The sequence below is a fragment of the Pelosinus propionicus DSM 13327 genome (genome assembly GCF_900114615.1).
Taxonomy (GTDB): domain Bacteria; phylum Bacillota; class Negativicutes; order DSM-13327; family DSM-13327; genus Pelosinus; species Pelosinus propionicus.
On the sequence record NZ_FOTS01000050.1, the window covers coordinates 26684 to 38356 of the forward strand.

Consider the following 11673-nt stretch of genomic DNA (forward strand, 5'->3'; position numbering starts at 1 on the left):
AAGATGAGCAATGTATTGGATAAACGGTATGAGTTTGTACTTTTTTTTGAAGTAGAAAATGGTAATCCCAATGGCGATCCGGATGCAGGAAATATGCCGCGAATTGATCCCGAGACGAGTCATGGTCTTGTTACCGATGTATGTTTGAAACGTAAGGTGAGAAATTACGTGGAACTTGCCAAAGGGGGGACCAATCCCTTTGATATCTATGTGCGTGAAAAGGCTGTTTTGAATGATGTGAATCAAGAGGCATATGATGATCTGAACATCAAAGTAGAATCTAAAAAACTTCCCAAAGATGCTGCACAAGCGAATGGGGTAACCCAGTATATGTGTAATCGATTTTATGATATCCGTTCCTTTGGTGCTGTTATGACGACGGATGTGAATTGTGGGCAAGTGCGTGGGCCGATACAGTTTGGATTTGCCAAAAGCCTAGATCCTATCATTCCACAGGAAATTACGATTACTCGTATGGCAGTAACCCATAAGAAGGACGTAGATAAAGAACGTACTATGGGACGTAAACATATTGTACCTTATGCTCTTTATCGTGTGGAAGGCTATATTTCGGCACCTTTAGCAAAAAAGACTGGTTTTTCAGAAGAGGATCTAGAGCTTTTTTGGCAGGCATTAGTAGATATGTTTGAGCATGATCATTCTGCTGCTCGCGGTAAGATGGCAAGTCGAAAACTGGTGATTTTTGAGCATGAAACAGCCTTAGGTAATGCCCAGGCTCATAAATTATTTGATCTTGTAACGACAAAACGTAAAGAGGAAAACAAACCGCCACGTGCTTTTGCAGACTATACGATTATGATCAATCATGCTGAAAGGCCTGATGGTATCACGATTATTGAAAGATGAGTATACAAGATTTAGAAGATAACTTTCTCATGCTCTCTGGCATCCAGCACATGGCTTTTTGTGAGCGGCAATGGGCACTGATTCATATTGAGCAGGTTTGGGCAGAAAATGTTCGTACCGTAGAGGGGCAGCATCTTCACGAGCGTACGGATGATCCCTTTGAAGATGAAACAAGGACGACCTTACGGACGGTTAGAGCTATGCCGCTTATTTCAAGAAAACTGGGACTTAGAGGTATTGCGGATGTGGTGGAATTTCACCAGGAAAAGGAATGGATCGAAGGTAAGATTCGCCAGCTTGAAGGCAGAGAAGGCTGGTGGCGACCGATTCCTGTTGAATATAAGAGGGGACGTCCTAAAAAGGATGATCGAGATGCTGTTCAACTGTGTGCCCAAGCCATGGCGTTGGAGGAGATGATGGAGGTATCAATTGATACTGGATTTCTCTTCTATGCCCAAACGAAACATCGGGAAAAGATTGTATTAGATGGACCCCTTCGCTTACACACCATTGAACTTGCTAGTCGTATGCAACAGTTTTTTCGCGAAGGGAAAACGCCTAAAGCAACAAAAGGAAAACGCTGTTCTCAGTGTTCTTTGGTGAAAGAGTGTCAGCCAACCTGGACGTTGCGTCATCGTCCTGTCAAAGAGTATCTGGCACGAATGTGCCGCGAGGAGGTGGATGACTTTTGCGACGGCTTTTGAATACCTTGTATGTCACTCTGCCAGATGTTTATTTAGCCTGTGATGGCGAGAATGTACTGATTAAAGTCAATGATGAGATTAAATTTCGAGTTCCAGTTCACAACTTAGAAGGAATTGTTTGTTTCGGTTTTGCGGGAGCCAGTCCAAGATTGATGCATTTGTGCTGTGAACGGGGTGTAGCTATTTCTTTCTTATCACAATATGGAAAATTTATGGGACGTATTTCGGGTAATGTATCTGGTAATGTTTTGCTCAGAAGAACGCAATATCGCTGGTCAGATGATGAGGTGGTAACGGCCCGCTTATCGCGCCGATTTATTGCTGCTAAAATTATGAATAGCCGGGCGGTATTACACCGTGTATTAAGAGATCATCCTGAAGTGGTTGATAATGAGTCGTTAGAGAGAGCACTCCAATTGTTGGCAAGGATGCCCGTTAAGTTGGAAAAAGCATATAATGGTGATTCTATACGAGGCATCGAAGGGGAAGCAGCTCATCTTTATTTTTCTAATTTTAATCAATTAGTATTAAATCAAAAAGAAGCATTTCTCATGCTTGGTCGAAATCGCAGACCGCCAACAGATCGAGTAAATGCTTTATTATCCTTCTTATATACGCTGCTCACGCATGAAGTTGTGGCAGCTCTCGAAAGTGTTGGACTCGATCCGCAAGTTGGATTTTTGCATAGGGATCGGCCAGGACGTCCTAGCTTAGCACTTGATGTCATGGAAGAATTGCGCCCGCATTTTGTAGATCGTCTAGCAGTGACGCTGATTAATCGTAATCAGATTACAGCAAAAGGTTTTGTCGTAAAGGAAAATGGTGCTGTGATAATGGATGATGATACTCGCAAGGAAGTCTTGACTGCTTGGCAAAAGCGCAAACAAGAAGAGATCACTCATCCCTATCTGGAAGAAAAAATTCCGTTAGGTCTTGTGCCATATGTTCAAGCTATGCTGTTGGCGAGGCATATGCGTGGTGATTTAGAAGATTATCCGCCATTTTTCTGGAAATGAGGGTTTAGCAATGATGGTATTAATTACGTATGATGTAAGTGTGACTACCGATTCGGGGAAAAAGCGTCTTCGCAGAGTAGCGAAACAATGCGTCAATTACGGACAGCGAGTTCAAAACTCCGTTTTCGAATGCTTACTTGACCCAGCACAGTTTGCAGAGTTAAAACATCGCCTGGAAAGTATAATTAATCATGAGACGGATAGCCTGCGGTATTATTTCTTAGGAAGCAACTGGAAAAATCGCGTAGAACATGTGGGTGCGAAATCAGGATATGATCCAGAAGGAGTTCTGATGATCTAATGCGAACCCTAAGTGCTCATCGTTTTCCTGAGGTATTCGCAGGCTAGGAGGTACAAGCCTTCTTGACGTTTATGTAAGAAAAATCTTTTTTAAAATCGAAATAATTTTCTAGTTCGCGAAATCATGTGCTTTGACCCATGGTTTTCTTATATCCTATAACTGCCAGTCACGCCTTGCGTAGGCGTGTGGATTGAAACTCTTTGCCTTGTTTCCTTAATTGATCATCTTCGTCACGCCTTGCGTAGGCGTGTGGATTGAAACCTGTGTGGTGCGAAGATTGCTGATGGGCATGATTGTCACGCCTTGCGTAGGCGTGTGGATTGAAACAAGTATATAGGGGAATTTGAAGCTAATTCAAAAGTCACGCCTTGCGTAGGCGTGTGGATTGAAACATCGATATCCTTATTTTTTATATACTCGTCATTGTCACGCCTTGCGTAGGCGTGTGGATTGAAACCTATAGGTTTATGTTGTTTCCATAGGTTGTATGCGTCACGCCTTGCGTAGGCGTGTGGATTGAAACAGCAAATTTCAAGGAATTATTTACTCCAACTAAGTCACGCCTTGCGTAGGCGTGTGGATTGAAACGATGTATTATGTCCCAAGCGTAAAAAGCTAGGTGGTCACGCCTTGCGTAGGCGTGTGGATTGAAACTATGCTCTGCTATCAACTTATGTGTTAAACCGAGTCACGCCTTGCGTAGGCGTGTGGATTGAAACACTCTGCGTTAACTAATAAATCGAGTCTATTAGTGGTCACGCCTTGCGTAGGCGTGTGGATTGAAACTTATTGTTGCCAGTCTAATGCTAGTTAAATGAGTCACGCCTTGCATAGGCGGGCAGATCAAAAATAAGGTAGAATATCATTCCGTGTCTCCAAATATTTGGAGTTTATTCGAAGCAGTTAGACTGGAAGAAGGAATGGGAACGTACTGTATGGAATGATTTAAGGAAGCAAAGAGAAGCTTCGTGGGTAACATTATATTACGAATAGAAGCCGTAATAATAAGAGATGCATTATGCGTCAAAAGAGCAAAAAAACTTACAAAGTTGAGGGAGCATAATGATATTTGTGAAACATACCCCTAATCATGCAGGAGTGGCTATATATGGTGATTATTTAGATATTGAGGAACTATATAATACATTGCATGACGTTGTTGGTAAGGAGAATGAATATACTTCCTACCAGGGTGTTCGTATGAGAGTACTGGGGTTCTGTTATGAATTACGTCATGCTTTAATGGGTAACCGGGAATTTGAATATGTTGACAATGGTATGGATGAGAATCGGATGAAAGAGTTAGCAATGATTACGCCTAAGAAAAATATATATGTAGGCACGCATGTTTTATGGCCGGAGATGTTGTTTATTATTATGTGTTTGAGTGATTTTATTTTGTTACGCCAAAAAAAAATCAAGTATCCAGAGTGGGATGCGAATACTGCTGCGGTTCATAAGTTTCAAGCGGCGGTAGGAGAGTGTCTAAAGCAAGTAGTAACGGAGACTTCTTATAAACGTATACTGAATATGATAACTCATGATTATACATGGTTTTACGGATATACAATACAATATATTGATATTTTGAATGGTAAATTTCTGGCGATGAGTAAGGAAAAACGCTTAAAAAGTATCGCGACCATAGCAAAGCGAATTGCAGAAATCGGTGATGAATATAGAGCGGTTAGAGAGGAAGTTTTGGAAGAATCTCTAAATTATAATTGTCCTGTAGATGAAATTCAATATGACTGGGATTATCCTGATAATATCCAGTGGTGAGTATGAATGAAGAGGAGACGATTCTGTTTAAAAATGATATAATGTTGTTTTGATTACGAAGGATAATAATCTGAAGCAATCCTATGAATTTGATATTGAGATGATTTATTGTCTGAAAGAGTAAAACAGGGAGATTGGTATCGTATGGTAAAAATTCGTTTAGCTTCTCCGATAACAACGGATTCGGTTGTAGATGGAAAAGGATTGAGAACGGTGATTTGGTGTCAAGGCTGTACTCATCATTGCCAGGGATGTCACAATGCTGATACGCAAGATTTGAATGGCGGTTTTGAGCAGGAAATTAATGATCTGGTACAAGCTGTACTAGCCGTAGAACTGCAGTCTGGAGTAACGTTCTCCGGTGGCGAGCCAATGCTGCAGCCCGTTGCCTGCACTGCGATTGCTGAGAAATTGAAGAGTAGAGGCGTTAATATTTGGTGTTATACTGGTTTCACTTTTGAAGAATTACTGAATAGGCCGGATTGTCTGAAGTTTTTGCAGTACATTGATGTATTAATTGATGGCAAATTTGAATTAGCATTGAAAAGTTATGATTTGTTATTCAAGGGTTCTGCCAATCAGCGCATTATTGATGTGTCTGAAAGCTTAAAAGAGAAAAAAGTGGTATTGTATGAACCTTTGCCTTAAGAAAGATACCAATGCTAAGCAAAAAAATGATATAACCGCATAGGTGCAAAGCTTGCAGAGGGATATATAAATCCTATCTCTGTGTTCTCTGCGCCTCTGCGGTTAAAAAGTCGTACTCATTTAAATTTCAGAATAATCTTGAAAAAGATAATAGAAGTGTTATAATACAATTGTAAATGTATATACAACATGTCAATATGGTGACATCTCAAATATGATAAATAATAAAGGTGGTAAGCATGAAAAGAGTAGATAAAGATTCGCCAATTCCTTTGTACTATCAGTTGAAGAATATTATTTCTGAAATGATTGAAAATGAAGAGTTAGCTGCAGATGAAGTTGTGCCAACAGAAAGAGAACTGTGTGAATATCACGGAATAAGCCGAATGACTGCAAATAAAGCCATTGCAAGCTTAGTAAATGAAGGATTGTTATATCGCGAAAGGGGAAAAGGAACCTTTGTGGTCAAAAATAAAGAAAAGCACCCTCTGCATAATTTATTAGGATTTACGGAAGATATGCAGCGGCGTGGTATACGTATTCATACAAAAATAATTTCTTTTCAACGTAAATCTGCCACGAAAAAATTGCAGCATGATCTGCAATTAAAGGAACAGGATGAAGTATTTGAAATTACTCGATTACGTTCTGTTACTGATGAACCCTATGCCATTGAGACGGCTTATTTACCAACAGCACTTTGCGAAGGATTGACGGCTGAGGCATTAGAGAATAATTCTTTGTATACTATTTTAGAAAAGCAGTTCGGTTTGCAGATTGAGTATGCAAACCAGACCATCGAGCCTGTATTAGTTAATGATTATGAGAGTCAAATGTTGCAGGTGAAGCAAAAAACCTTAGCACTTATGTTTTCACGGTTAACCTATACAAAAAAGAATATTCCCTTTGAGGTGACAAAGTCTATTTATCGCAGTGACCGTTATAAATTTGAAATAACATTAAAGCGTTAATTGCTGCTTCTATAGGTATATAATACAAATTTCAAGGTGACACATGAATCGCACTAAATCGGCATTCTTTTATATTTGAAAAGTAATATCAAGTTTTATCTTTGTAAGGTCATTTTGTAGTTTGTAGTGTATAAATAAACAATAGGGGGTTTATCGTTGTGGGGAATTGGTTTGGGAAACTACAAAAGATTGGTAAAGCGCTGATGCTGCCAGTGGCAGTATTGCCAGCAGCAGCTTTGTTGCTGCGTTTTGGTGCTCCGGATGTTCTTGATATTCCTTTTGTTATGAAAGCAGGAGGAGCGATTTTTGACAATTTAGCTTTATTGTTTGCTATGGGGATTGCCATTGGCTTATCTCATGATAATGGAGGCGCATCCGGCTTGTCAGGTGCCATCGGTTATCTCGTGCTCACCAATGGACTAAAGACCATTAATCCTGATCTGAATATGAGTGTGCTTGGGGGGATTCTAAGCGGTCTAGTAGCAGGCTACCTGTACAATCGATTTTATAACATCAAGCTTCCTGATTTTTTAGGTTTCTTTGCGGGAAGGCGTTTTGTTCCCATCGTGACGGCAGCAGCCGCAATTGTCATGGCAGGAGTTTTTGGTGTGATTTGGGCACCCATTCAAAGTGTCATCCATAGTATGGGCGAATGGATTATTGGTGCAGGATCGCTAGGATTATTTGTCTATGGAATATTCAATCGTCTACTGATTCCTTTTGGGCTTCATCACATCTTAAATAGCTTTGTATGGTTTGTTTTTGGCAATTATACAGATGCCACTGGCAAGGTAGTAACGGGGGATTTAAATCGTTTCTTTGCCGGGGATCCCGCGGCAGGAGGCTTTATGGCAGGCTTCTATTTAATTTTTATGTTTGCCCTGCCAGCAGCATCATTGGCTATTTATACATGTGCAAAGCCTGAAAATCGCAGTAAAATCGGCGGTGCTTTATTGTCAGTAGGATTTACAGCGTTCTTGACTGGTATAACAGAGCCTATCGAATTCATGTTCATGTTCTTAGCACCGATGCTGTACTTATTACATGCCATTATGACCGGTCTGGCGATGGCTCTAGTAAGTTCTATGGGGATTTTGCATGGATTTGGTTTTTCTGCGGGATTGATTGATTTGCTGCTGAACTGGGGGCTGGCAACGAAACCTGCGATGCTGATTCCCCTTGGACTGGGATTTGCTGCTCTATATTATGTGGTATTTGTATGGGCGATCAAACAGTTTAACATCCCTACACCTGGTCGTTTTGATGATGAAGCTGAGAATACAAAGTTAGACAATGTTGATAGCAGTGCTTTCTCCTTGAAGCTTATAGAAAAACTGGGAGGTGCAGCAAATATTGAGGTTGTCGATTCTTGCATTACTCGTCTGCGATTAACTTTGAAAAATGCTGCTTTGTTAGATGAAAGTGAGATAAAAGCATTAGGAGCAGCAGGTATAATTAAAAGTGGCAATAGTGTTCAAGTCATTGTAGGGACTAAGGCAGAACTGATTGCTGACGAAATGAAAAAGATATTGGTTGAAAAACGAGATCATGTCAAAAAAGATGTACATACTACTTCAACACCGAATTTCTAAAAAATAGATGTATGGAATTGAAGGTTGGAGTTGAGGCATTTCTTTCTCCAAGTTTCAATTCCTTTTTTCAATATGAAGTCTTGGGAATAAATAAGGATAGGATTCATTGGAGTGTTTCTCTTTTTGAATCAAGTTTCTTTTCAGGAGGACCATATGGAGCAACGGAATCAAGATACCATTCAGATTGATGAGGTTTCTACTATTGAAATGGTAACTATGTTTAATCGGGAAGATGAAAAAGTAGCTGCTGCCGTAGGCAAATGCACGGAGGTAATTAGTGCAGCCATTGATCTTATTGTGGAACGTATGATGAAGGGGGGACGACTGTTTTATATTGGCAGTGGCTCAGGAGGAAAACTGGGGCTATTAGATGCAACTGAATGTCCACCAACCTTCGGAACAGATGATAATACAGTGATTGGGCTGATTTCAGGAGGACAAGAAGCGCTTTCTGGCTGGCGGGAAGATACAGAGGATGATGAGGAATTAGCAATTAAAGATCTTAAGGAAAAAGGCTTTGGCGGGTACGATATACTCGTAGGGATTAGTGCGAGCGGCAACACTCCCTATGTAATATCAGCAGTTTCGTATGCGAAGGCTATGGGAAATAAGACAATTGGAATTTGCTGTTCTTTGTCTGGAAAGCTGGAACATATTAGCGACGTGTGTGTGACGATAGACGTAGGACCGGAAGTCATTATGGGATCCACTCGCTTAAAGGCAGGTACGGCACAGAAGATGGTATTAAACATGTTATCTTCTTGTGCGATGATAAAACTAGGGAAAACTTATCAGAATTTAATGGTGGATGTAAGGCCGATTAACCGTAAGTTAAAACAGCGAGTCTTGGATATTATCATCCTTGCTACTGGAAAGGGAGAAGCCTTTGCTCAGCAGGCATTAGCAAAGGCGAAAGGCAATGCGAAAATTGCAATTCTTATGCTGACATTAAATATCAACGCGACAATCGCTAATGCACTTCTTAAAAAACATAATGGATATTTGAAAAAAGCAATAAAGGAAGAAGCATGATGAAAGCAATTGTGAATTCCAGAATTATTACGCTGCAGGGAATCCTGTACAATCACGTAGTTCTCTTTGAAGAGCGGATTAAAGGCATTATACCAGAAACTGAAGTGGGGAAGTTTGCTGTTGTGGAATGGTTCGACGGGCAGGGGCAATACCTATCTCCTGGATTTATTGATATTCATGTGCACGGTTGTAATGGATTTGATACGATGGATGAAGATAAAAGGGCTTTAGCCATCATTAGCAATGGTCTATTACAAACAGGCGTTACATCGTTCATGCCAACGACGATGACAATGTCTTTTGAGAGGCTTGAACGGGCTATGGAGCATATACGCCAGGCGATGAAAGCAGGCAGTGGTGCCCAAGTGCTAGGTTGTCATTTGGAGGGACCTTTCATTCATGAAAAATATAAAGGTGCTCAGGATAAGCAGTACATCACTGTTCCTGATATAACGAAGATTCAATCCTATTTGGACTGTATTAAGATTATTACGATCGCTCCCGAAATTTCAGATAGCAAAGAATTTATTCAAACTTGCGTTGAAAAAGGGATTGTAATATCTATTGGGCATAGCAGTGCCACTTATGAACAAGGGATGGAAGCCATTCGGTCTGGAGCTTCTCATATGACCCATACCTTTAATGCACTGCCGCCTTTGCATCATCGTTTTCCAGGTGCTATCGGGGCAGCTATGGACAGTGGTGTAACTTGTGAACTGATTGCTGATAATTTGCATGTTCATCCTGCCATGCAGCGGATTTTACTAAAAGTAAAAGGGCTGGCGAAAATGATTCTAATTACAGACGGGATGCGGGCCAGTCTTTTAGGTGATGGAGAATATGATTTAGGCGGACAGAATGTAATTGTGAAAGATGGAGAAGCTCGATTGGTAGATGGAGTGATTGCAGGCAGTATATTAACTCTGAATAAGGCAGTGCGTAATTTTATGGAGAATACAGGTTTGGGATTGGTTGAGGCGATTCAACTAGTCACTCTAAATCCTGCGAGGCAAATTAAGGTGGATCAAGATAAGGGAAGTCTAGAGGCTGGTAAGGAGGCTGATATGGTCTTATTTCATGATGATTTGGAAATTTATGCAACTTTTGTTAAAGGAAACTTATTATTCAGGAGGTAAACCGGTGCGTATCGTAATTGCTAAGGATTATGAAGACATGAGTGCAAGGGCGGCAAGGATTGTGGCTGGACAAATTTATTTAAAGCCCAATAGTGTATTAGGAATGGCGACCGGCAGCACTCCTCTTTTACTGTATAAAGAGTTAATTAAAGTGCACAAAGAAGTCGGACTGGACTTTTCTGAAATTATAACCTTTAACTTAGATGAATATTTAGGATTGCCAAAAGAAGATGAACAAAGCTATTACTACTATATGTTTCACCATTTCTTTGATCACATTAATATAAAAAAGCAAAATATCTATATTCCTGATGGCATGGCACAAGAGGTAGAAAAGGAATGCAGGGACTACGATCGAAGTATTCATAATATGGGAGGTATTGACCTGCAAATATTGGGAATTGGCAATAATGGGCACATTGGTTTTAATGAGCCGGATATCAAGTTTGAGGCAACAACTCATAAAGTAAAATTAGATGATGAGACGATTGAAGCGAATGCCCGATTTTTTGCTACTATCGAAGAAGTACCGCGCTTTGCTATTAGTATGGGGATTAAAACGATTATGCACGCAAAAAAGCTTGTGCTGCTTGCCAGTGGTGAAAATAAAGCAGAAGTGCTTTATCATGCACTGTATGGAGGAATTACTCCAGAAGTACCAGCCTCGATCTTACAGCTTCATCAAGATGTTACTGTAATAATAGAAGAAAGCGCGGCTCATTTAGTCAAGCATAAACATCAGAATCAGATACTATAGATAGGAAGGTAGAAGCATGTTTCAGTTATTTCAGCGGAAAAAAGAATCATTAATTCTCTTTGCTCCCGTTAAAGGGAAAGTGATGGATATAACTAATATTCCGGATGCTGTTTTTTCAAACAAGATGCTAGGAGATGGCGTAGGTATCGAACCTTACGAAAATGTGATTACAGCACCTTGTGATGGTCGGATTATTGTGGTAGCAAAAACGCTGCATGCAGTTGCTATCGAAGCCATGGGAGTCGAGATACTAATTCACGTTGGAATTGATACGGTAATGTTAGATGGACGGGGATTTACCTCTCATGTGAATACGGGAGATAGAGTAAAGCAAGGTGACTCATTACTTACGTTTGATAAGCACTACATCCTGCAGCAAGGTAAGTCTGTATTGACTCCGATTGTACTAACTAATATGGAAAAAAGCGTAAAACGTCTAGATAAAAGATTAAATAGCAATGATGGAACGATCATGGGAATAGAAGTAAAAAAGTGAGAAAGAATAAGATGGGCGTGTCGCAAAACGTTTATTGAAATCGTTTTGCGGTACGCCTCTTTTTTAATAAAAAAGCAGAAATCTCTTGTTGATCGGAAGAAAAAAAGAAGTCGTAGCTAGATTATGGGCATAACAAAACAGAGGAATCGACTTCCCTTCAAAAAAATTATATACCGTTATCAGGACGCTTTGGGAATATGCAAATAACTTCCACAACGACCGTTTTGGATTTTGTTGTGGAGTTTCTTTAGGTTGTATGCCATGCACAGCAATAGAAATTCAGTATGCACTTTAACTTGACTACGCATCAAAAATCGCCGAAAGCCCATGTCCTCTTTAAGAACCCCAAAAGCTCCCTCGACTTGAATCGA

At 40.3% G+C, this 11673-nt stretch carries 13 protein-coding genes and 1 CRISPR repeat array; of the genes, 12 read left to right on the forward strand and 1 reads right to left on the reverse strand.

Annotated elements, in window-relative coordinates; all coding sequences use genetic code 11:
• Positions 1 to 3 precede the first annotated feature (3 nt).
• The 12 genes from cas7c to BMZ99_RS20645 all read left to right on the forward strand — a co-directional run bounded on the left by cas7c (position 4) and on the right by BMZ99_RS20645 (position 11302).
• A complete protein-coding gene (gene cas7c, locus BMZ99_RS20590) occupies positions 4 to 867 on the forward strand; it encodes a type I-C CRISPR-associated protein Cas7/Csd2 (RefSeq protein WP_090942190.1) in 864 nt (287 codons plus the stop codon).
• On the forward strand, positions 864 to 1571 hold the full coding sequence (gene cas4, locus BMZ99_RS20595; RefSeq protein WP_090942192.1) for a CRISPR-associated protein Cas4: 708 nt from the start codon (positions 864 to 866) through the stop codon (positions 1569 to 1571). Before cas7c ends, cas4 begins: the two co-directional genes overlap by 4 nt.
• Positions 1556 to 2587, forward strand: a complete 1032-nt coding sequence (cas1c, locus tag BMZ99_RS20600) for a type I-C CRISPR-associated endonuclease Cas1c (protein WP_090942196.1) — start codon at positions 1556 to 1558, stop codon at positions 2585 to 2587. Before cas4 ends, cas1c begins: the two co-directional genes overlap by 16 nt.
• A gap of 10 nt (positions 2588 to 2597) precedes the next feature.
• Positions 2598 to 2888, forward strand: a complete 291-nt coding sequence (cas2, locus tag BMZ99_RS20605; RefSeq protein WP_007931213.1) for a CRISPR-associated endonuclease Cas2 — start codon at positions 2598 to 2600, stop codon at positions 2886 to 2888.
• 165 nt (positions 2889 to 3053) lie between these two features.
• Positions 3054 to 3674: a CRISPR direct-repeat array (repeat unit 32 nt; unit sequence GTCACGCCTTGCGTAGGCGTGTGGATTGAAAC).
• A 276-nt stretch (positions 3675 to 3950) separates the two neighbouring features.
• Positions 3951 to 4670 (forward strand): DUF6904 family protein, encoded by a 720-nt coding sequence (locus BMZ99_RS20610; RefSeq protein WP_090942200.1) that lies wholly within the window; start codon positions 3951 to 3953, stop codon positions 4668 to 4670.
• Positions 4671 to 4814: 144 nt separating this feature from the next.
• Positions 4815 to 5318 (forward strand): anaerobic ribonucleoside-triphosphate reductase activating protein, encoded by a 504-nt coding sequence (gene nrdG / locus BMZ99_RS20615; protein WP_090942203.1) that lies wholly within the window; start codon positions 4815 to 4817, stop codon positions 5316 to 5318.
• A gap of 239 nt (positions 5319 to 5557) precedes the next feature.
• Entirely contained in the window at positions 5558 to 6289 is a 732-nt protein-coding gene (locus BMZ99_RS20620) for a GntR family transcriptional regulator (RefSeq protein WP_090942206.1), read from the forward strand.
• 158 nt (positions 6290 to 6447) lie between these two features.
• Entirely contained in the window at positions 6448 to 7881 is a 1434-nt protein-coding gene (nagE, locus tag BMZ99_RS20625) for an N-acetylglucosamine-specific PTS transporter subunit IIBC (RefSeq protein WP_090942209.1), read from the forward strand.
• A gap of 153 nt (positions 7882 to 8034) precedes the next feature.
• On the forward strand, positions 8035 to 8913 hold the full coding sequence (gene murQ, locus BMZ99_RS20630) for an N-acetylmuramic acid 6-phosphate etherase (RefSeq protein WP_090942212.1): 879 nt from the start codon (positions 8035 to 8037) through the stop codon (positions 8911 to 8913).
• Positions 8910 to 10049, forward strand: a complete 1140-nt coding sequence (gene nagA, locus BMZ99_RS20635) for an N-acetylglucosamine-6-phosphate deacetylase (protein ID WP_090942215.1) — start codon at positions 8910 to 8912, stop codon at positions 10047 to 10049. The genes murQ and nagA overlap by 4 nt, the downstream gene beginning before the upstream one ends.
• A gap of 4 nt (positions 10050 to 10053) precedes the next feature.
• Complete coding sequence (gene nagB / locus BMZ99_RS20640; RefSeq protein ID WP_090942223.1) at positions 10054 to 10806, forward strand: glucosamine-6-phosphate deaminase; 753 nt, start codon at positions 10054 to 10056, stop codon at positions 10804 to 10806.
• A 16-nt stretch (positions 10807 to 10822) separates the two neighbouring features.
• Complete coding sequence (locus BMZ99_RS20645; protein ID WP_090942220.1) at positions 10823 to 11302, forward strand: PTS sugar transporter subunit IIA; 480 nt, start codon at positions 10823 to 10825, stop codon at positions 11300 to 11302.
• 179 nt (positions 11303 to 11481) lie between these two features.
• Here BMZ99_RS20645 and BMZ99_RS20650 read toward each other — a convergent pair.
• Positions 11482 to 11673: transposase (locus tag BMZ99_RS20650; protein ID WP_139214808.1), on the reverse strand; the 192-nt coding region annotated here is incomplete at its 5' end.